Annotated in this window: 20 protein-coding genes and 1 tRNA gene; 6 read left to right on the forward strand and 15 right to left on the reverse strand. The window is 48.9% G+C overall.

Features of this window, described 5'->3' with window-relative positions:
- Positions 1 to 4 precede the first annotated feature (4 nt).
- The 5 genes from clpX to JVX88_RS10355 all read right to left on the reverse strand — a co-directional run bounded on the left by clpX (position 5) and on the right by JVX88_RS10355 (position 4,361).
- Positions 5 to 1,249 (reverse strand): ATP-dependent Clp protease ATP-binding subunit ClpX, encoded by a 1,245-nt coding sequence (clpX, locus tag JVX88_RS10335; RefSeq protein ID WP_211627231.1) that lies wholly within the window; start codon positions 1,247 to 1,249, stop codon positions 5 to 7.
- Between the two features lie 65 nt (positions 1,250 to 1,314).
- A complete protein-coding gene (locus JVX88_RS10340; RefSeq protein ID WP_225931525.1) occupies positions 1,315 to 1,524 on the reverse strand; it encodes an ATP-dependent Clp protease proteolytic subunit in 210 nt (69 codons plus the stop codon).
- Positions 1,525 to 1,731: 207 nt separating this feature from the next.
- Complete coding sequence (locus JVX88_RS10345) at positions 1,732 to 2,682, reverse strand: hypothetical protein (RefSeq protein WP_211627233.1); 951 nt, start codon at positions 2,680 to 2,682, stop codon at positions 1,732 to 1,734.
- A gap of 64 nt (positions 2,683 to 2,746) precedes the next feature.
- Entirely contained in the window at positions 2,747 to 3,730 is a 984-nt protein-coding gene (locus JVX88_RS10350; RefSeq protein WP_211627234.1) for a homocysteine S-methyltransferase family protein, read from the reverse strand.
- A 118-nt stretch (positions 3,731 to 3,848) separates the two neighbouring features.
- The gene (locus JVX88_RS10355; RefSeq protein ID WP_211627235.1) at positions 3,849 to 4,361 is read right to left on the reverse strand and encodes a hypothetical protein; all 513 of its coding nucleotides are present in this window, start codon (positions 4,359 to 4,361) and stop codon (positions 3,849 to 3,851) included.
- Positions 4,362 to 4,775: 414 nt separating this feature from the next.
- Here JVX88_RS10355 and JVX88_RS10360 point away from each other — a divergent pair, with 414 nt between their 5' ends.
- Together JVX88_RS10360 and JVX88_RS10365 are read left to right on the forward strand one after the other, a co-directional pair.
- Entirely contained in the window at positions 4,776 to 6,482 is a 1,707-nt protein-coding gene (locus JVX88_RS10360; RefSeq protein WP_211627236.1) for an alpha/beta hydrolase, read from the forward strand.
- Positions 6,483 to 6,534: 52 nt separating this feature from the next.
- Positions 6,535 to 7,278 (forward strand): DUF3828 domain-containing protein, encoded by a 744-nt coding sequence (locus tag JVX88_RS10365; protein WP_211627237.1) that lies wholly within the window; start codon positions 6,535 to 6,537, stop codon positions 7,276 to 7,278.
- Here JVX88_RS10365 and guaA read toward each other — a convergent pair whose 3' ends face one another.
- The 3 genes from guaA to JVX88_RS10380 form a co-directional block, all read right to left on the reverse strand.
- The gene (gene guaA, locus JVX88_RS10370) at positions 7,279 to 8,826 is read right to left on the reverse strand and encodes a glutamine-hydrolyzing GMP synthase (protein WP_211628648.1); all 1,548 of its coding nucleotides are present in this window, start codon (positions 8,824 to 8,826) and stop codon (positions 7,279 to 7,281) included.
- 71 nt (positions 8,827 to 8,897) lie between these two features.
- Positions 8,898 to 9,326 carry a DUF1801 domain-containing protein gene (locus JVX88_RS10375; RefSeq protein WP_211627238.1) on the reverse strand — a complete coding sequence of 143 codons (429 nt, stop codon included), beginning with the start codon at positions 9,324 to 9,326 and terminating at the stop codon, positions 8,898 to 8,900.
- A 3-nt stretch (positions 9,327 to 9,329) separates the two neighbouring features.
- Positions 9,330 to 10,829 (reverse strand): TM0106 family RecB-like putative nuclease, encoded by a 1,500-nt coding sequence (locus JVX88_RS10380; RefSeq protein ID WP_211628649.1) that lies wholly within the window; start codon positions 10,827 to 10,829, stop codon positions 9,330 to 9,332.
- Between the two features lie 131 nt (positions 10,830 to 10,960).
- Between JVX88_RS10380 and JVX88_RS10385 the strand changes: the two genes are divergently transcribed.
- Positions 10,961 to 11,035 (forward strand) — tRNA-Asn (locus JVX88_RS10385).
- Positions 11,036 to 11,219: 184 nt separating this feature from the next.
- The gene (locus JVX88_RS10390; protein ID WP_211627239.1) at positions 11,220 to 11,447 is read left to right on the forward strand and encodes a hypothetical protein; all 228 of its coding nucleotides are present in this window, start codon (positions 11,220 to 11,222) and stop codon (positions 11,445 to 11,447) included.
- Here the strand turns inward: JVX88_RS10390 and JVX88_RS10395 are convergent.
- The 4 genes from JVX88_RS10395 to rpsL all read right to left on the reverse strand — a co-directional run bounded on the left by JVX88_RS10395 (position 11,426) and on the right by rpsL (position 14,977).
- Positions 11,426 to 11,800, reverse strand: a complete 375-nt coding sequence (locus tag JVX88_RS10395; protein WP_211627240.1) for a hypothetical protein — start codon at positions 11,798 to 11,800, stop codon at positions 11,426 to 11,428. The genes JVX88_RS10390 and JVX88_RS10395 overlap by 22 nt on opposite strands.
- Before the next feature lie 108 nt (positions 11,801 to 11,908).
- A complete protein-coding gene (fusA, locus tag JVX88_RS10400; RefSeq protein WP_211627241.1) occupies positions 11,909 to 14,005 on the reverse strand; it encodes an elongation factor G in 2,097 nt (698 codons plus the stop codon).
- Positions 14,006 to 14,071: 66 nt separating this feature from the next.
- On the reverse strand, positions 14,072 to 14,542 hold the full coding sequence (gene rpsG / locus JVX88_RS10405) for a 30S ribosomal protein S7 (RefSeq protein WP_211627242.1): 471 nt from the start codon (positions 14,540 to 14,542) through the stop codon (positions 14,072 to 14,074).
- Positions 14,543 to 14,596: 54 nt separating this feature from the next.
- Positions 14,597 to 14,977, reverse strand: a complete 381-nt coding sequence (gene rpsL / locus JVX88_RS10410; protein ID WP_211628650.1) for a 30S ribosomal protein S12 — start codon at positions 14,975 to 14,977, stop codon at positions 14,597 to 14,599.
- Positions 14,978 to 15,483: 506 nt separating this feature from the next.
- Between rpsL and JVX88_RS10415 the strand changes: the two genes are divergently transcribed.
- Together JVX88_RS10415 and JVX88_RS10420 are read left to right on the forward strand one after the other, a co-directional pair.
- On the forward strand, positions 15,484 to 16,851 hold the full coding sequence (locus JVX88_RS10415; protein WP_211627243.1) for an acyclic terpene utilization AtuA family protein: 1,368 nt from the start codon (positions 15,484 to 15,486) through the stop codon (positions 16,849 to 16,851).
- 65 nt (positions 16,852 to 16,916) lie between these two features.
- Positions 16,917 to 18,638: an SBBP repeat-containing protein gene (locus JVX88_RS10420; RefSeq protein ID WP_211627244.1), complete on the forward strand. Its 1,722-nt coding sequence runs from the start codon at positions 16,917 to 16,919 to the stop codon at positions 18,636 to 18,638.
- A gap of 71 nt (positions 18,639 to 18,709) precedes the next feature.
- Here JVX88_RS10420 and JVX88_RS41815 read toward each other — a convergent pair whose 3' ends face one another.
- From JVX88_RS41815 to JVX88_RS10435, 3 genes are read right to left on the reverse strand one after another with little or no spacing between them, the layout of a single operon-like run.
- Entirely contained in the window at positions 18,710 to 19,000 is a 291-nt protein-coding gene (locus tag JVX88_RS41815; protein WP_211627245.1) for a 2Fe-2S iron-sulfur cluster-binding protein, read from the reverse strand.
- 39 nt (positions 19,001 to 19,039) lie between these two features.
- A complete protein-coding gene (locus JVX88_RS10430; protein WP_211627246.1) occupies positions 19,040 to 20,272 on the reverse strand; it encodes a hypothetical protein in 1,233 nt (410 codons plus the stop codon).
- Between the two features lie 51 nt (positions 20,273 to 20,323).
- Positions 20,324 to 21,421 carry a class I SAM-dependent methyltransferase gene (locus tag JVX88_RS10435; RefSeq protein WP_211627247.1) on the reverse strand — a complete coding sequence of 366 codons (1,098 nt, stop codon included), beginning with the start codon at positions 21,419 to 21,421 and terminating at the stop codon, positions 20,324 to 20,326.
- Positions 21,422 to 21,439: the final 18 nt, after the last annotated feature.

Here is a 21,439-nt window from a genome sequence, read left to right on the forward strand (position 1 = left end):
CACTTTACGCCGCTTCTTCCATTGGCCGGACCAGGTCGAAAACCGGAGCACGACGCTCGATCATCTCGCGGGTAATGACAAGCTCTTTGACACGCTTTTCAGAGGGAAGGACATACATCGATTCAAGCAAAACCTCTTCCAATATCATCATTAGGCCCCGGGCTCCAACCTTACGCTGATGAGCCTGATGGGCAACGGCTTTCAAGGCATCATCTGTAAATCTTAGACTTATGTTGTCAAACTCAAACTTTCGTTGATATTGCCGGACCAAAGCGTTCTTTGGCTTAGTAAGAATTGTGATAAGCGCCTCTTCGTCCAGCGGCTGCAGAGTGCTGATAACAGGCAAACGGCCGACAAACTCAGGGATCAGACCATAGTGGATCAGGTCTTCGGGCTCGAGCTTTCCGATAAGTTCATCCTGACGCTGTTTGCTCGTCTTGACATCCGCCTGAAAACCAAGCGATTTATTTCTGAAGCGTTTCTCAATGACCTTTTCGAGCCCAATAAATGCGCCGCCGCAAATAAAAAGGATATTCGTTGTGTCAAGTTGGGTGAATTCTTGTTGTGGATGTTTTCGCCCGCCTGCAGATGGAATGTTGGCGATCGTACCCTCAAGTATCTTCAGTAATGCCTGTTGAACGCCCTCACCGGAAACATCACGCGTGATCGAGGGGTTGTCATCTTTACGGCAAATCTTATCTATCTCGTCAATGTAGATGATCCCCTGCTGAGCCTTTTCAACATCATTGCCTGCCGATTGAAGCAGCCGCAAAAGAATATTTTCCACATCCTCGCCGACATAACCGGCCTCCGTCAAGCTCGTGGCATCAACTATGCAGAACGGGACGCTCAAAATGCGTGCGAGCGTTTGGGCAAGCAGTGTCTTTCCCGTTCCCGTCGGACCGATCAAAAGAACGTTTGATTTTTGAAGCTCGACGTCCGAGCGTCGCTTCGCTAATTCGAGACGTTTGTAGTGCTGATAGACCGCCACAGACAGTCTTTTCTTAGATTCCTCCTGCCCGATCACATACTCATCGAGATGTTTCTTTATATCCTGCGGTTTGGGAAGACTTACACGAGATGACTGACTCTCCTGCTGATCGTCGTCGTTAATTATCTCATTGCAAATATCAATGCACTCATTACAGACATATACGCCGGGGCCGGCGATCAGTTTCTTCACGTCATTCTGTGATTTTCCGCAGAATGAGCAACAAAGAAGTTCATCTGGTCGTCTGAAATTTGCCATAATTTTCGTTCAAAGTCAGGCGATAGCGATAAAGCTCACTGTCCGCCCGATCAACACCGATCCATCTATTTCTCGCGGTGTTCGATCACCTCATCGATCAGCCCATATTCCTTTGCCTGTACCGGCGAAAGTATCCGGTCGCGTTCGACATCTTTTTCGACCTGTTCAAAGCTCTGGCCGCTATGGTTGGCGATTATGCGAGACGTCATCTCGCGCATACGAAGGATCTCCTCAGCCATGATGCGAACATCGGTGTGGTTGCATAAAACGCTAATTGACCTTGATTAGCGTCTTGCGCAACGGAATCGATCAGCTCATTTAATGCACTGGGTACAACGCCGTTAATAGATTGTTCCTTGATAGATTGTTGTTGCTGCATACTCATGATTGAACTCCTTGATTAATGAAAATGAAACAATTAAACTAGAATCATTTGGTTGAGGGGCACGAATACGGTGACGCTATTTTCATCAGCATTTACTTTAGGAAAACTGGGCTGCAATTGCTGAGATTTTGGCAAATCCTTCTCTGCTTAACGCTTGCACGCTCTCGACAAAATTGGGATGGGTCATACCAGAGCCTAGAAATACCTTTTGGTAGGATTTTTCCTGAATCTGCTGGATTTCGTGGCGTACTGACTTGCAGTCAGAGGAATCAGTTGTGGTTAAGTTCCGTCCGATGGCTCGCTCCAAGCTGATCAGATCAAGCTGTACCTGGGTCTTCAACCCCTCATTCAGGTATTGAATAATGGCGATATAGTCATCAATTGCCGCTGCGATGGCTGCTGCATCTAGAGTGCGGGCTAAATCTTGCACCATTAGTGTATCGAGACGGGCATGTTGAGCTTCTTCTTGCCAATGATGTTTCAACAAACTGCAAAACTGGGGATCGAGCGATTCGCCCTGATGGTTTCGCACGCTATCCAGGAAGTGTCGCTGTGTCATCCATTCAATATGTAGCGTGACTAATGCCACTCCCAACGGGCTATGCTGTAGGACAAAATCCGCAATCGCTGATGCCGGTCCAATTACTTCACAGGTATGCCCAAATCCGGCTGCAAACGCCGCTGCAAACTGGCGAAACAAATGAATGTGCTTGCTCTCTTCTTCAGCAAAACCGAGGTAAGCCTGGGTCGCTTCAATGTTGGCAGACCCAAGCGATTGCACATGCTCTACGACCAAAGGCAGAATGAACTCCTCAACCAAACCAAACAGATGTAGATAGCTATTAGCTCGGATATGGTTCAAAGCCAGTTGCTCATTAGCTGTTAAGCAAGTAATTGCGCCGGTATGGGCCAGTGCTTCCGGCAAAAAAGGTTTGCTAAAATCCAATGATTTATCAGCACCGATCAAATCTTCTACTCGCCAATTGATCTTAGCCGCATCCTTCAGAATTGCTGCATAGCTATACTTCGCTATTGCTGTAGCTGACATAATTCTCCTCTAAACATATACTGGCTTGCAGTCAGAAAAATCAGAAACATTTTTGTATACGTTCCTACAAAAGAGTAAGTACTGGATTGACCAGTGATGCCCAAGCAACCGGCAGGCAAGCTTTGCAGATCGCCTCAACATGGCGATGATCGGTACCACAGCAGCCGCCTAGCACAGTCAGATGGGGGAATTTGGCCCGTAACTCTCGATACTGATCGCCGAATTCTGCTGGGTTGCCGTCGTCTAGGGTTTCCGACTCGTTGAGTTCGGCATGGCTTTTGGCGGATGCATTGGCGCGCAGGCCGCGAATTCTTTCAGTCCAAGCTTCACCCGGTACTAGCGTAGTGGCAAAATGCGTAGGATGGGCACAGTTGATCATATAGTAGGCCGGGAACTGGTTCGTGGCTTGTTCCACTTGCTCAATCGCTGCCTTTAAGGTCTGTCCCGTGGGTAATTTGCCATCGGTTTCCACGGTAAAGGAAATGACGACGGGCATACCAACCGATTGAGCGGCACGAGCAATGCCAATCGCTTCTTCTATGTAATTCATGGTAATCGCCGTCACCAGATCAGCGTCGGCATCCCGGAATGTTTCAATTTGGGGGCGGTGATACTCTGCGGCGGCTTCTGCGGTCATCGCTTCTGCGGGAATGTATCCATCACCTCGGGGACCAAGGCAGCCACTAATCACCATCCGACTCTGTTCAGTTTCATAGTCCTGGCGAATTTCGTGCAAAAGGGCAATGGCTTTGTGATTCAGCTCAGCCAAGGCAGTGCTGGAGTAGCCTAGTTTTGTACCCCAATCTGGGTTGGCTCGCCAGGTTGCACTCTCTAAAACCAACCCCACTTGATAGTTTCTAGCCAAGCTAGCATAGGTGCGAAAGTAGGTTTTCAACGCTTGATAACCGCCCTCATGCCTCAACAAATCGAAGGCGGCGAAATCAGGTAAATCCAAACCTTCGCGAAAGATCAGCGTCGTTTCAATTCCACCGTCTGTGAGAAATAGATCGCTCGATAATTGGGGCAAATTATTTCTGTATTGCAACATGGTCGTTCTCCTGCGATGCAGCTTTACGTATCTGCACCTACGGTAACGACAGCAGCGATCCGAAACCGTTCCGAAACCGATCCACAACCTGGAGCAGAGCCAACCCAAAAAACAGAACTCACGGCTCTGACTGTTCAATCGCCTGAGCTATAAACCGCAAATTTTCGGAGGATAGTTCGCAGCCAGGAATAGCCGGGTTGGGGTCGGGAGCTATTCCACAACCAGGTTCGGTTGTTGGCCCCCAGTTTGAGTATTGAACTGATCTCCCCGCAGCAATCTCAACAAAGGGACTAATAGAGTCTAAATTTCCACGCATCATTTCGAAATAGGTAAAAACTGCCAATGCACAGTCTTGATAGTAGGTAATGCCAGCAAGTCGGTTGTTTCCTAAATCCATAGTTTCAACAAGCTTGACAGGGATCTCTAGCCCGCAGGCTTTATTATGGTTTGTAGTAAAAACAGTAGGTTTATCCTCAAACGGCTCATCATGTGCAACTGCAAATTGCGCTAATTCTGAAGCAGTCATTCCTTGACGAGAAGAGACTTGAGTGGGGGAGTCATTAGAAGCGGTTGTTACAACTCCACAACTGCTGATGATTAAACCAATCAGTAGGATAGAGGACTTAAGCATTGTCATTGCCTCCTTAATTTTCGATGCCTTACTATCTTAATTAACGAGCTGAGAATTCTTGTGTTCTACCTTTCAACCACTCTTCGTTCAAAATCTTGTGACTCAAAGCTCTCATAGTCACTTTGAGTCACAGTTACTGTTTAACCTCTTCAGTTACAACCTTGTAGCTGATGGTTGTCTTTCAATTATGTACTAACCCGTCAAGCATCAATTTATAAGTTACATTACAAAGACGATTCTGAGTGTTAGCCTGATAGACTGTCAAATCGCTTGCTTACGACAGTTCTAGAGGCATTGGCGATAGCTTGCCGTCAGGTATAGCGGCTTCTCGCAGAGTCACTGCTGTGACACAAACGATGACGCACCCTACACGATTCATGGTAGGCTGATTCCCTACTCGCAATGTTCCCCTCTATGCATTTTCCTGCTTCAAACTCATTTTGGCTCCCGCGTTTCAATCAAACCCGCAAACTAAAGTGGTTTGGTTTACAGACTCTGTTAGGATTTGTCTGCACTATATCCCTCCCCCTTCCTGGTCAAGCGGCAGAAACCGTTCATTTTAGCTATGGTCTGTTTGAGCGCTCGGTTGCGGTTGCTTCCCTCGAAGCCTATGCCGAAGATGGCACCGTTCATTCCGATCTCGCCTTTTTCCTGGGGTTTCTCACACCTGAAGTGCGAGAAGAGTTCCGCACAGCCCTCAGAACCTCTCATCAGCTCAGCCCGGTCGTGGTTTCCCAGAGCTTTTATGAACCAATGGGAGAAAAAGCGCTAGGCTATGTGGGCAACCTGATCCAAACCGGCAAACGTCAAAACGGTCTACAGGCCCTGCGATCGGCTCTGATTTTGGCAGCAGCTCAACCCGGCGGTTTTACCCTGATCGATGTATTGCGACAGTTTCCAACTCAGGGTATGCGGATTGACCTGCGAGTAGCGCTGAATGCATTACGACAGGGCGAAGCGTTTTTTCAGGAAACGAACGCGGTAATTACCGGAATTGAGCAACTGGCCCGGCAGAGTGAATCAGCATCAGCGATTGAACCGACAGATATTCCAGATCTCCGTCAACCTGGAGGAGTTCAATTTTCCAAACAGACTCTGATTCTAGAAGACAAACGCCGCAATCGCACCTATCCGGTTGATCTGTATTTACCACAAACCTCTAGTTCGGTTCCAGCCTCAGTACCAGTGATTGTGTTATCCCATGGGTTGGGATCGAGCCGAGCCGATTTTGCTGATGTTGCTGAACATATTGCCAGCTATGGCTTTGCCGTTGCTCTGCCCGAACATATTGGCAGCAATCATGATTTGCAGCAGGCGGTTTTAGCTGGAAGAGCTTCTGAGATATTCCACGTCAGGGAATTTATTGATCGTCCGCTTGATATCAGGTTTTTGCTCGACCAGTTGGAGCAACGCAATCAATCCGAGTGGCAGGGACGCTTAAATCTAGAGCAGGTTGCCGCCGCTGGCCATTCGTTTGGGGGCTATACGGTCTTGGTCCTAGGGGGAGCCACCGTCGATTTTGCCCATCTCCGCCAAGATTGCCAACAGGATAGTTTTATTGATTTTCTCAATCCTTCTCTGCTGTTGCAATGCCGAGCGCTAGAGCTAGAATCTTCTTCCACGGCAGTCCAGCAGCTCACCCAGGGGTTGCAAGATGAGCGGATCAATTTCATTATTGCCTTCAACCCAGTTAACGCCAGCATTTTTGGGCCGCAAGGGTTAAGCCAAGTACAAATTCCGGTCGTGATTGGCGCGAGTGGTTATGATCCGGCTGCCCCGATTGTGCCGGAACAAGCCCATTCCTTTACCTGGCTGACCGCTCCTGAAAAATATTTGCTGTTAGCCAGAGGCGGAGCGCATATTCCTCAGTTGACGGCTATGATCAATCGGATTCTGTCTCCATCGCTAGACCCCCAACAGCTTGAAGAAGAGATTACGCTGTTTCGTAGCAATGTGAGAGCGTTACTGCTAGCGTTCTTGCAGCTCTATCTGGCAGATCGAACCGAATATGAGCGGTATCTAGAGCCATTCAACATCCAAACATTAGGTGATCCACCCTTTCAGTTCAGTTTAATTCGTTCGCTCAGTGCAGAACAATTAACGCAGATGTTAGAAAAATAATGGAGAAGATTGAAGTATTAACTTCTCCCAAACCAATCGTTCCCTACCCGGCTTGCCAGAATTTCAGCAACAGCTTGAAGATACCCTTCCTGTTGCGCGCCTTACCAGTGAAGCAGCAAAGCGTGAAATTCCTGTAGTGCCAATCTCTGAAACCAGGGCGAACGATGGGACTCGAACCCACGAATGGCGGAACCACAATCCCCGCGCCCGCGTTGACAAATATTTCACCAAGCCTTTCGCCGACCTGATCTGGAAATATTCGCAGTCCGTTTCCGCGGAAGAAACCGGGTTCGATGCCGATCCGCTTTACAATGCCCAGGACCTGAAGCTAAAGAATTTCGCCGTCGGCCGCGCGGATGTAAAAGGCGAGTCGGCCACTGTGCCGGTTACGTTCACTAATTTTGGTGAAAGGGTATCGATAAACTACAAGCTGAGATCGATCAATAATGTGTGGAAGATCGACGACATTATGTACTCACCAAAGGATGGGCTTGCAGCTTGGCTCAAAGAACGAATCGGCGCTTCAACCAAAGCAAAAGCAAGCCCCGGCGAATTCGAAGGAAGATACAATGTCGGTGATACGACCTGCACGGTCGAATTCAAAAACAAAGGCTATGCCGTCCGCTGGGCAAAAGGCAGCGGCGAAGAATACTTCTCATTTATGGGCGGAACCACATTTGCGTCTTCGACTGTTGAATCAGAAGCCAATAGATTTGTTTTCGACGATGAAAATTATAACTTCGGTACCTTTTTCCGCGCCGACGGAAAGACCTTTCCAGTTTCGCGTTCGCGATAATTACTCCCATTCGATCGTGCCGGGCGGTTTTGAGGTAATGTCGTAAACGACGCGGTTTACGCCGCGGACCTCCGACGTAATGCGTGACGAGACGGCCGCAAGAAGATCGTGCGAGAGGCGTGCCCAATCGGCGGTCATACCGTCAGTCGATGTAACTGCTCGAAGTGCAACGGTCTTTTCATACGTTCGAAAATCGCCCATAACACCGACCGACTGTATTGGAAGCAACACCGCAAATGCTTGCCACACATCCTCATATAAATCGAAATTGTGTAACTCTTCGATAAAGATCTTATCTGCTTTTTGCAGCAGCTCTACCTTTTCCGGCGTGATGTCGCCGAGAATGCGAACACCAAGACCCGGTCCGGGAAACGGATGTCGCCCTAAGATCTCTTCAGGGATACCGAGGTCTTTCCCGATCAGCCGCACTTCGTCTTTGAACAATTCACGAAGCGGTTCGATCAGCTTCAGGTTCATCTTTTCCGGCAGCCCGCCGACATTGTGATGCGTTTTTATCGTAACGGATGCTCCGCGAACCGAAACAGATTCGATAACGTCGGGATAAAGAGTGCCCTGCACGAGCCAGTTCGCGTCCTTGATCTTGTCGGCTTCTGCCTGAAATACGTCAATGAATTTCGCTCCGATAGCTTTGCGCTTCTTCTCCGGATCGCTGACGCCTTCGAGCACCATATAGAAATCCTGCGATGCGTCCACGCCGATCACGTTCAGGTGAAGATTGTCTTTGTAAACCTGCAGCGTGTCTTCGAATTCGCGGTATCGCAACAGGCCGTTGTTGACGAAAATACACGTTTGGCGGTCGCCGATAGCTTCGTGGACAAGCACCGCCGCAACGGTCGAATCAACACCGCCGGACAGTCCGCAGATCACGCGGTCGGTCTCGCCGACGATCGCACGTATTTTTTCTATTTCTTCCTTTATGAAACCAGACGGTGTCCAGTCGCCCGAGCAGCCGCAAATATTGAAGAGAAAATTCCGCAAAATCTCTTTGCCGAGCGGCGTATGGGAAACCTCCGGATGAAACTGTACACAATAGATCCTGCGCTCGTCATTTTCCATCGCAGTTACGACATCACCCGTAGTCGCGGTCTTATGAAATCCCGGCGGCAGATCGGTTACGTGGTCCCCGTGGCTCATCCAAACGTCCAGATCAAAGGGCAATTCATCAAACAGCCGGGTTTTGCCGCTAAGTACCTTTAGCTTGGCGTGTCCGTATTCTCGGCGTGCGGCCGGTGCGCTCTTGCCGCCAAGATCGATCGCAACAAGCTGCATTCCGTAGCATATGCCCAGGATCGGTGTATTTACCTTGTCGTAGAATCTTTCTTCAACGCGCGGCGCATCTTCGTCAGTAACAGATGATGGCCCGCCCGATAGAATGACGCCTTTGGGACGCTTTGCGGCGATGGCGTCAGCCGACAGATGAAATGGATGTATCTCGCAGTAAACACCCTGTTCGCGAACACGCCGTGCGATCAGCTGAGTATATTGCGAGCCAAAGTCGAGGATCAATATTGTTTCGTGCTGCAAAATTTCGCTCCGGTTCGTAGGTAAAGAGCGATTATACGTTAAAGCCGGAACCGTTTGAAAAACCGCGGATGCGATCAACAATTGCCGCCGTGTTTCTTGGTGAATTTATATGCATCAGCGATGATCTTTTCGAGCACGCCGAGATCCACGTCATCGAGCTTGTTGATATAAAGACACGACACGCTGGTCTTATGCTTACCAAGTTTGGCAAGAAGCTCGGGCTGTTTTGGCGATCGGCAGATCACGTACAGCGTCAGATTTTGCTTCCGAGGCGAGAAAGCCACCGTCATCCAATCCATTTCGCGGCCGTCCGGGTATCGATAGATGCTATCACCAAAACCGATGATCGCCGGGCCCCACATCTTAGGCTCCTCGCCCGTGACGCATTTGAACATCTCAAGAAGCGAATAACCGTCCTGCCGGCGCCTTTCATTCTCAATAGAATCAAGAAATTCGTTAACGCTTGCTTCAGTTTTCTTTGTTTGCAATTCGTTTTTCGCCATAGATCAGGTAGTTTCCATTTGTTCTTTCAGAAAGTCTTTTACGACCATTGTCGCTTTGCAGTCGTCCTCATTGTATTCAAGTACACGGTCAAGAAAAGCCACGTCGCCGGTATTCAGAAAATCGTTGTACCACTGAATGGAAAGGGCCCCTGACGGCGTTTCATCGCGCCAGTTGAATCCAAGATACTGGGCAATAGACTTGATGCCATAGCTGCCAAGCGGCCATTCGGTGTTCTTCGATACGACATCATAAAGATCTATGCAGTTTGGGTGGGCAAATATCGCTTCGAGTTCGTCTTCGGCTATGACGTCGGGAAACTTTTTCCTCAGCCTGCGGTAGCAGGTTCTTTCATACGGAGAGTAATAATAGATGGCCGTATCTGCCGGTTCGTAAGAATGAATGAAATCGAGAGCCTCTTCAAAAACGCGCCGCTCGGCCTCCGGTGAAGCCTCGCGTGCGGTAAAATGGACGAAGCGCTCTCCAGCCTGATCACGCACCCAAAATCCGTGCAGGTAAACCAGGTCCTGTGTGGGGTCAGACTCAAGATCAAAGAACAACTCGTTCGACACCCCAGGGAAATCAAAGCGTGAACGCATCATCGGCTTCCCGTTTTCTTTAAGCAGCCGGGCCCGAATGACAAGTTTTTCAAGCGTTGAAGAGCCGATCCCTTTTAGAAACTCTCTATCAGTCTTCTTTCTTTCGGCAAGGTGCCCAACGTCGAGCCTCAAGACATCCTCGACCCGTGTCGTTCCGAGATCACGGCGGAAGGCATCGCGAACGGCGCGGCCAATACAGAAAAGCTGCGTCAGGTCATCGTTCTCTAAGACCCATTTCTTACACGAACCCTTCCAACCGCAATCGCCGCAGGATGAACAATTGGCAGGATCGTTCTGCGCTTCATTCTTTATCAGTGCAACGGCGTCTTTCCGCAAACGCTCATAAAGCTGAAAGAACGTTTCGGGCGTGCGCGGACCCTGCGGAGCGTCAAGTAGGTATTCGACACGCTCCCCGGTAGCATCTATGACGTAGCCTTTTTTCGAGCTGTGCAATCCGCGCCGCATCAGAATCTCGCAGTATAGGGCAAGCTGAACAGCATAGTGCTTTTTGGGCTTGCCGTTCGCATCATCATCTGAGCCGGTCTCCGCCGAACCAGATTTGATATCGATCGGGAGATACTCGCTCCCGTCCCAATACAAAAGATCTGGTATGCCAAACAGATCACCGTGCGCCAGAATGCCCTGATAGATATACTTGGCTCGATCTGAGAGCGCGGAGTTTGTCATTGCGATCCTCTCTTCCTGCGTTCCCGTACTGCAATCGACATAGGCATCGGCGAAATTCGCGATGATATCGGCTTCATGCTGAACACCGCGCTCCCATAACAGTTTCAGAAAGGGGTTGTCCTGCTCTACGAATTCTGCTCGAGGGCCGTTGGCGTCGCGCCAGACCTTATGCGGGCAGCGAAGATGATCATAAAGGATCGATGGAGTGATTACGGCCAGGAGTTTTCCTCAACGAAAGCAAATTTCGGGTATTTTAAGGCAACCTTTGCCGCAGACAAAGCACGGGCAGAAAACTTGACAATAATGGCCTAAATTCCTAATCTTTAAGTTCGCCGAGAGGCGAGCGATATTCCGCAGTAGCTCAATGGCAGAGCATTCGGCTGTTAACCGAAGGGTTGTAGGTTCGAGCCCTACCTGCGGAGCCAGTTTCTGGGAAGGGCGCTTTGACAAAAGCGCCCTTTCTTTTTTCACAAGGCCGATGTTCGTTGTTTACATCCGCAGAATCCCGAGGGTCGGTTTTACATCGGTCACACAGAAGACCTCGAAAAACACAGCGCACCACAACCGAACCGATTCTTTTGACGGTCATTTCACCCACACGAACGGGCCATGGCAGATAGTGTGGAGCGAGCCGCCGTATCCGCGGGCTTCCGTTCGGGCGCGCATATATTCATCGGCCTTGGCGGCTACGTCAGCGGTCTGGGCGCCGGCTGCGCCGCCGATGAACAAACAAAGAGCAATAATGGCAAAGGTTTTATTTTAGCGATGTTCATTAGCATGTCCTACGAGAAGTACGCTTCTCTGTTCCGGAAAAGTTATCTTTTCTCTTTCCGATAGCAGCTTTCCGCTCCGCCGTCATTGATGCAGAGAAGTTCCGCCCCGTACTCATCCGTTCTCAGTTCAAACTCCACAGCCTTGCGGGTCGGCACTTTTGTCTGCTGACGGTTACTGTTCGGCGAGCATGAGTTGCCGTTTCGCCAAAAGTCGCGCGAAGGGGTCAGGAGTATCGTATTGCCGTCAACCCGGTATTTGCCGGTTATCTGATTGAACAGTGTCGTCGTGCAGTTATACATCGTCGATTCCATATAGCCGCCGAATTCATAGCTTCCGTTCGCCAAAAACTTGTATGTAAAGACGCTGCTCCGGCCCGGTTTGGTGGCACCAGTAACGCGGTTCTGGTATTCGATCACACCAACACTGCCGTTTTTCCATTCGCCGACAATTTCGGGGTTCTGGCCAAAAGTAATCTCCTAAACTCCTAGTTTCAGACCTGTGATCTCAAATTTGAAATTACTATCCTAACTACTTGCCCCCTTAACTTTTGCGATGATCTCCTCAGCAACATTGCGTGGAGCTTCGGCGTAACGCTCGAAATGCATACTGGATGTTGCGCGCCCTTGAGTGGCCGAACGCAAGTCAGTCGTGTAACCAAACATTTCGGATAGCGGAACAAATGCCGTAACCACCGACACATTTCCCGGACGCGGCTCCATTTTTTCGATCTGTCCACGACGGCGGTTAAGATCACCATTGACCGCACCCATATACTCTTCGGGTGTTACGACCTCAACCTTCATTATTGGCTCGAGCAAGATCGGCTTTGCCTTCTTTACCGCATCCTGGAAAGCCAAGCTTCCCGCGATGTGGAACGAACGTTCGTCCGAATCGACCTCGTGATATGATCCAAAGACCAGTTTTGCCTTGATATCAACAAGCTCGTATCCCGCAAGGAATCCACGACGCATCGCATCCTGAATCCCCTCCGAAACTGGCTTAATGAACTGACGCGGGATAGCACCGCCCGTGATAAGGTCTTCAAAAACGAAGCCCTCACCCGGTGCTGGCTCGATCTCAAGCTCAACATGTCCGAACTGGCCGCGGCCTCCGGACTGTTTCTTGAAGATCTCTTTACCGGGAGCCGGGGCCGTTATCGTCTCACGATAAGCAACCTGCGGCTTACCAACATTCGCCTCAACGCCGAACTCCCGTTTCATACGATCCACGATGATCTCAAGATGGAGCTCTCCCATCCCGGCGATGATCGTTTGTCCCGTCTCGTGATCAGTAGAAACTTGGAAAGAAGGGTCTTCCTGCGCAAGGCGATTAAGAGCTACGCCCATCTTGTCCTGATCGGCACGGGTCTTCGGCTCTACAGCCACACGGACAACCGGATCCGGAAACTCCATTGATTCCAGAATGATCTGTTTAGTCTCATCCGAAATAGTGTCGCCGGTCGTAACATTCTTCATTCCACCGATAGCAACTATCTCGCCGGCGCTTGCCTTTTCAAGGTCCTCGCGCTTGTTAGCGTGCATCAGCATCAACCGGCCGACGCGCTCTTTTGAATTCTTGATGGTGTTGTAAACGTATGAACCGGAAGTGACGGTGCCGGAGTAAATGCGGACGAATGCGAGCTGCCCGAGGTGCTTGTCAGCCATCAGCTTGAACACAAGCCCCGAGAACGGCTCCTTCGGATCGGCCGCTCTGGTCTCAACCGCATCGGTTTTCGGGTTTGTCCCTTCAACCGCAGGGATATCGAGTGGGCTCGGCAAATAATCAACCACCGCATCGAGCAGTGTCTGAACACCCTTATTCTTGAATGCCGAACCTGTAACTACGGGAACGATCTTTAGTGCGATAGTACCCTTCCGGAGAGCCTTTCGTATCTCATCTTCAGATATCTCTTCGCCTTCCAGATATTTGACCATCAGGTCGTCATCTATTGCAGATACTGCCTCGACCAGCTTTTCACGCCATTCCTGAGCCTTATCAACAAGATCGGCAGGAATATCTACGGTCTCAAATTGGGCCCCCTTAGTCTCGTCTTTCCAGACAAGTCCTTTCATTGCAATAAGATCGACGACCCCTTTAAGCTGATCCTCTTCACCGATCGGTATCTGGAGGGCAACTGCGTTCGCACCAAGCCTGTTCAATATTGAATTGAAACTCCTTTCAAACGACGCTCCGGCACGGTCTAGCTTGTTGATAAAGCATATCCGCGGCACGCCGTATTTATCGGCCTGACGCCATACGGTCTCAGACTGCGGCTCAACACCCGCAACACCGTCAAAAACCGCAACGGCCCCGTCAAGTACACGAAGTGAACGTTCAACTTCCATCGTGAAATCGACGTGGCCGGGCGTATCAATTATGTTGATGCGGTGTTCGACGTTATTACGCTTCCAGAAACATGTGGTGGCAGCAGAGGTGATGGTGATACCGCGCTCTTGTTCCTGCTCCATCCAGTCCATCGTTGCAGTGCCTTCATGCACTTCGCCGATCTTGTGCGAAACACCGGTATAGAACAGCACGCGCTCTGTCGTCGTGGTCTTGCCCGCGTCGATGTGAGCCATGATGCCGATGTTTCTGTATTTGTCTAAACTAATATTCGACATAAAACCTGGTCTTTGGCTTTCGGTCATCGCCACTCGAACAGCAAGAGCGAATGACCCAAGACCGTCTTAAAACCTATAATGAGCGAACGCCTTGTTCGCCTCTGCCATACGATGGACGTCGTCCTTCTTTTTGACTGCTCCGCCGCGTCCCGATGTTGAATCCAGCAACTCGCCGACAAGGCGATCGGTCATTGTTTTCTCGCTCCTGCTGCGAGCGTTACCAACGATCCACCTGATCGCCAGCGTATTCCTGCGATCCTTACTGACCTCAAGCGGCACCTGATAAGTCGCGCCGCCGATACGCCGTGACTTCACTTCGAGCGTCGGGGCAACGGCTTCGACCGCCTTTTTGAAAACTTTAAGCGGCTCTTCACCGGTCTTTTCGGCGATCTTGTCCATAGCACTATAAAAGATGGACTCGGCGACCGACTTTTTACCTTGCCACATCAGCCCGTTGATAAACTTAGTTACCAGCGTGCTTCCGTAGATCGGATCCGGTAATATCTCTCGTTTTTCTGCAACTCTTCTTCGTGCCATATCTTTCGATCTTTGAACTCACGTAAAAAATCTGAGCTCTGCGTTCTGACCAATTTATTTCGCCCCTTTCGGCCTCTTTGCCCCGTATTTTGAGCGTCCCTGATTCCTGTTCGCCACGCCTGAAGCATCGAGCGTACCGCGAATGACATGATATCGAACACCCGGCAAGTCTTTCACACGGCCGCCGCGGATCAACACTATAGAGTGCTCCTGCAGGTTGTGGCCGATACCCGGAATGTATGTCGTTACCTCGATCTGATTCGTCAAGCGCACACGCGCCACCTTACGAAGAGCCGAATTCGGCTTTTTCGGTGTTTGCGTATAAACACGCGTGCAGACGCCGCGTTTCTGCGGATTAGACTGCAGTGCAGGGCTGGCCGTTTTATATTTGACTTGTTCGCGGCCCTTTCGAACCAATTGATTTATTGTCGGCATAATCTCAATCCGCGGCATCTCTAAATTCCGCGTCCCTATTTAAAAGGCAAAAGGAAACTCTTACCTGACTCTTGCTCGGAACCTGTCCGGCAGTTAGCTCAAGCAGCAATCTTGCTGAATGAATTTGCGATAGTTATGTATCCAAAGAAAGCTTTTCTTTGCTGTAGCGTGGTAGATGAAGAAACCTTTTGGCAATTTCAATGCATCGGCATTAAATTACACAGGGCGTTTTGTATTCTCCGGGCACCGTTGGTTCGATGCCCTTTACGCTACAATTACTGATTCAGCTTTCAAACCTCTGTTAGTGAAGCCGTTACCAAACTTCATAAAACAGCCAGACCGCAAAAGTCCGAAACTAAAGATAGTATGATTTTGCATTTTCTGTGTCAAGTAAAGATCGTGAGTTATCAGGATATTTCCCAAATTCTCTCACCCAGCCAGTGAAATAGCCTTCGCTGTTTCCGCATATGGAGGATTTCCGCATATACTCGGAAATAGTTATCCCAATGAGAGAGAAAGTAAGAGTAGCAAGCGGACAGGGGTTTTGGGGCGATCTTTTGACGGCTCCGGTCGATCAGGTTCGCAATGGGCCAATAGATTATCTGATGCTGGATTATCTGGCCGAAGTTACGATGTCGATCGTCCAAAAACAGCGGCAGCGCGATCCGAATGCAGGCTATGCGCGAGACTTCGTTTCGCTTATGCGCGAGATATTACCGGATTGTATCGAGAAAAATATCAAAGTAGTTTCGAACGCAGGCGGTGTAAATGTTAAAGGCTGCGCGGCCGCCATAAAGGATATTGCCTCTGAACTCGGATTTTCCGGCAAACTAAAGATAGGGGTCATTACCGGTGACGACATACTCGGACGACTTGACGAATTTATCAGCAATGGCGTCGAGATCAAGAATATGGACACCGGCGAATCGCTGGCTGCGATCCGCGATAAAGTCCAATCTGCGAATGTTTATCTCGGCGCAGCAGGTTTGGTAGAGGCTCTTGGAAAGGGAGCCCAGATCGTGGTAGGCGGACGGCTTACAGACACCGGTCTTACTTTGGCCCCGCTGATGCACGAATTCGGCTGGAAATTTGATCAATGGGATATGCTGTCCGCAGGCACGATCGCAGGCCATATTATTGAATGCGGTGCGCAATCCAGCGGTGGTAATTGTCAATATGATTGGGAAAACATTCCTGACCTTGCCAACGTCGGTTTCCCTATTGTCGAAGCTTCCCCCGACGGCAGCTTCATCATCACCAAGCACGATAGTACCGGCGGCCGTATCAATATTCAGTCGATCAAAGAGCAACTTCTCTACGAAATGGGCGATCCGCACGAGTATATAACTCCTGACGTAATAGCCGATTTCACAACGATTCAGCTTGAGGAAGCCGGTGAGAACCGTGTTCGAGTTCACGGGATAAAGGGTAAACCAAACACTGAATTTTATAAGGTCTCTGTTGCTTACTCCGGCGGGTGGAAAGCGGTTGGCACCCTTGTTTATTCCTGGCCCGACGCCTTCAAAAAGGCCAAGGCAGCAGAGCTCATCTTACGTGAGCGATTAGATCGGCTGGGTCTAAGATTCGATGTTATCCTTACTGAATTCGTCGGAGTAAATGCCACACACGGTCATCTGGCTGGAGAGCCTTCGGCGGACATCCCTGAGGTACAATTGCGCATCGGTGTTCGGGGCCAGAGTAAGGCCGATGTTGAACGCTTTACCAAAGAGATCGCCCCTTTGATCTTGACCGGCCCCCCAGCCGTAACCGGCTTTGCCGGCGGACGGCCAAAGGTCGAAGAAATAATGGCATACTTCCCGGCCTTGATACCAAAACACCTGATCGAAACAAAAGTAGAGATCGTCGATACATAGGTCGTTCGTGTCCAAAGATACTGGTGGCGCGATAGGTCCTCAGACGAGAATGGTCAGGACATCCGATGGTATTTTTAGTTCCTGCCTTTTTCTTGAATGCTTTACGTCTTGAACTTAAAGGTATAAAGTCTTTTCTTTACGTTTCAGTATTTCCAAAATGGAATCTTAGAGTCCCAGAACTGATCGGAATTGTTTTTGCGGATACACCCCTTAGCCTGACTGCATCCTATTTTGAATATGACAATACCCCACCCCAGCCGGGCGTGATCAACAATCAGGTCAGGCAATTCGGCACTCCCGGTGTTGACTTAGCTTTTGGAACGGCGGCTGATACATTTGGCAATGGCTTTTTATCTGGAGCAACCACAGGGGCTTTAGCAGGCCCCAATCAAGGCTCTTACGATGCTTGGATTGCGAAGTATGATGGAAATGGCAACCGTAGCTGGATTCGTCAGTTGGGGACTCCACAGCAAGATGTTGCAACCAGAGTCGCAACGGATTCACTCGGAAATTCCTACGTAACAGGATTTACGCTTGGAAACTTAGGCGGACAGAACGCCGGTTTAGAGGATGGATTCTTGGCAAAATACAGCCCTAGCGGTGATCTCCTTTGGGTTCGCCAGTATGGAACAGCATCGCTAGATAACAGCCTAGATGTTGCAGTGGATCGTTCCAGCAATAGTGTTTATGTGACTGGGTTCACCATCGGGGCACTGGGTGGTCCCAATGCTTCGCCAATCCCCGTTACCGATGATTCCTATATTGCCAAGTTTGATAGTAATGGCAATGTGGTCTGGATTCGCCAATTTGGTACAACCGCCTTTGATGAAGCATACAGCGTTACAACCGATCAACAGGGCAATGTGTTTGCAACTGGCTGGACACAGGGCAATCTAGGCGGAACCAATGCCGGTCTTTATGATATTTGGCTGACTAAATACGATAGTGCCGGAAATCGCCAATGGATTCGTCAATTTGGGACACCTGAGTATGAGTTTCCCTGGAAGGCTGTTGTCGATGGGGAAAATAATGTCTATGTTACAGGTTGGACGCTAGGTAGATTGGGAAGTAATAGCTTTGGTTCATATGATGCGTTTCTCGCCAAATATGACAATAACGGTAACCGGATTTGGATCAAACAGTTCGGTACAGCTGGTGACGATGCCGCTTTTGGCTTATCGGTCGATAGCTCAAACAACCTATTTGTGGCTGGTTTTACAGATAGAAGCTTTGGTGGAACCAATGCCGGTCAAGAAGATGCCTGGTATGCGAAGTTTGACAAGAACGGCAATCAACTTTGGGTGAAGCAGTTTGGTAGCCCTGACATCGACCGTGCCAGAGGCGGCATAGCCGTCAATAATCAGGGTAAGATTTTTGTTAGTGGGCTGACTGAAGGGGTGCTAGGAGGGCCAAATGCAAGATCATTTGACGCCTTTCTTCTGATTGACCAAGACACCAACAGTGCTTCACCTGCTCGTACTACCGCCACTAGAGCCGCACAGTTGGCTGGCCGCGACCCAGTATCAGGTATTCAAAATGGATCTCCTCTGACTGGTTCTAGCGTCAATCAAACCATCCAAGCTGTAAAACAAAATATAGCATCTAGCCGTAGCCAGGCCATTGGCACCGCAAATTCCTTCCTGACAGCAGCAGGGTTTCTTCCATCTACACAAAATATTGTCAGTGGCTTATTAGGGCAGCAAAACAATCATTCACCACTTGGGTTAGATATCAATTCATTCGTACCTGCTCTCTCGACGCAGCCATTTGCCGCTAACGCGCTTTAGAGGAATATTACGTTTTACTATTTGGCGATTGTGAGGAGTTCGCTTCAAAGTAAATTCCTCACATTGTTTGCTTAATTAAAAGCCGCAATCCGAATGCTGCCATTTACTATGCACTGGCAGGCTAAACGGGCATCCACATGATTAGGTGCAAGCACATCTAGTAGTTCTCTCTCGGCAGGTGTAACAGGTGATAAATTCTCTAAACCGCTTGATATTCTAATTAAACAAGTTCCACAGGCAGCTTCGCGGCAACCAAAGAAAATTGGCGTTGGATGGTCATCGCAAATCTGCATCAGACTGCAATGAGGTTTGCTTTGAATTGTGATCTCTTGCTCCTCAAAGCAAATGTCTATACAATTCATTGTTAATTACCTCAAGGTACTTTCAGCGTGTGAGTCAAGCTACAATGATTGCGTTAACTTCTTAAAATCTCGAATATTATTTGAAATAGCCTGTTCGATTGCTCCACCTGCCGCCATTCGGTGCATCTCTCGATTACTCGGCCAAAGGTAGTCAAGGCCATCGAGAAATTTTTGAATGTCTCTCTGTAGATGTTGATGGTATTTAGCTGATACATGAAAGCCGTCATGCTCTTGGCAGAAGCATTTCTGCATCCACTCCAGGGCTTCTGTTTGGTCCATACTGAAAAGACGAGAGCGCAGCAATTTATAAATCCAGCTCATAATAAAATCACCATCACCTGCTGTTGCACCAGGTATAACGCCAGATAGGCTTTTCAACACATTGTGCTGAAGCATATGAATCATTAAATTAGCGATGAACTTCTCGTAGGCAGAGGGTTGAGGAAAATCCTTATAGATCTCATGGGAAATCAATTGGGATGTTGTAGTATGGAAAGACTCATCTAGGAGATGATAACGAGAAACCGCTGTTGGAGCCGGAATGAATTCTCCCTTCTGTTCAAGTTGCTTAAAGTACTGTGAGTACGAGTATTCTTTGTTCTTAAGATGCAGATTGCCGACACCACGGGCCGCATAGTATTGACTGGCTAGAAAAGGAGAGTCACTCAGGTTGATCTTGAGAAGATTCATAATTAGCGGCTGGGCTGCTCGGCCTGCAATTCCTTTATGAATTGCTTGATCTTTCCCAATCCGATTACCTTTAGCAGGTAATGTATGGTAAAAAACTGGTTCATCTAGCAGTGCCTTCTCAGTTATATATCCAATCGTATGAAACGCATCAACATGATACCGCTCCTGCGATGTTTCTACATCCAGAGTATGGCAGAGCACCCCGTACTCACTAAATGGAAAGAACGCATTAGAGGTAATTTGATTGAATAGTATGGTGTTTGCTTCGGTTGCGGCAGTTGCATAATAGAACTGGACCCAGTAGAGATGATTCAATGCTTTCTTCTGAGCAACGGAAGCCTGCTGATACAATGGACTTCCGTATAAAATTGAAAGCTCCGGATTGCTCCAATAATATTCTGAATTGCTTTCATAATCGAAAGCTTTATAAAGCTCCTCCATGCGTTCCGTGTAATCGGACTCAAGATTGCGCCTGTAGTTCAACTCCATTAACTTCAAATTCTTATGGCCGTAATTGACTCCATTATTTAAGTTAGAGGGTTGAACGACCTTTTTTTCAAGCGGTTTGTGAGTCTTTAGCATTGTGTTTGTAAGGTTTTCTTAGATGATTTGTGGGTAAAAAAAGCTTTTGTATCAAACCGAGCGAAACAGGTGGATCTGCTTGAACAGCCAAGTCAGACTTGGGCGCTTATAGGGAGCTAACTTCACTGCAACTTGTTGACCCGAACCTGGTGGCATCCCAAGATAAATTGGTTTTCGTGGTGTCAGACCTGCTTCTCTCTGCCATTTAGCAATATCCTCATAGGTCCAGCTACCCGCATCGCTTGTCATAGCAAAAAATAAATCCCACAGGCGTCCCGGCTGATCATTTGCATTCAGGGGGAGAATTGAACCTTGCACAACAAGGTAACCACCAGGGCGAAGTGCTCGTTTGAGGCGATGGAACAATTCCCGATTGGTATCAGCGTCAAAGTGGTGAATGACATTGGAAATCAAAATCAGATCGTAGGTTTCAACACCAAAGTCTTCAGTTAATGCGTTGCCTGCTTTATAAACAACTCGATCACCCATTCCCTCTTCAGCTAGTATTGGTGAAGCATACTCGATAGCCTCCGGTAATTCTAAGATTGTTGCCTGAAGGCTAGGATAACGACGACATAGCATAACGGAATAAAAGCCGTGAGCACCACCAATATCTAGCATTTTGCGAGCACCTGGCGGTACCGGCGTGCAGCGTGCCACCCTTGCACCCGAAATGCTAGCTAGCGATCGCATTCCCATCTGATATTGTTCCCACTGTTGATCTGACATTTCCTGATGGATTTGTACAGCCTTTCCGGTGCGAACAAAGTCTTCCAGTTGATTAAGCCAATCCCAGGCCAACGAGCGACCAACCACATAATTGCGTAAGGAATGATTAGTATTCAACAGCCACCTGCGAGCAACAATGCCTAATCGATAGCATTCTTTGTCCTTCTTAAGATAGCCAGAATAAGCCAACGCATTCAGCAGCTTTCGCAATGGTTCTGGATGAAGGTTACAGTGAGCTGCAATCTCGTCTATTGTCAAAGGAGAGGATGAAAGTGCATCAAACACCCCAAGTTGAACTGCTACTTGAATCGCCCTGACAAAGATCATACTTGCCTGAGTATCCAAAATGGGTCTTGGCACATAGCCAACTTTTAAGGCTATTGATTCAAGGAGATTTTCTGGAGTAGCACCAACCTTCATTGCGTTATCCTCTGTCCT

The organism is Leptolyngbya sp. 7M, assembly GCF_018128485.1.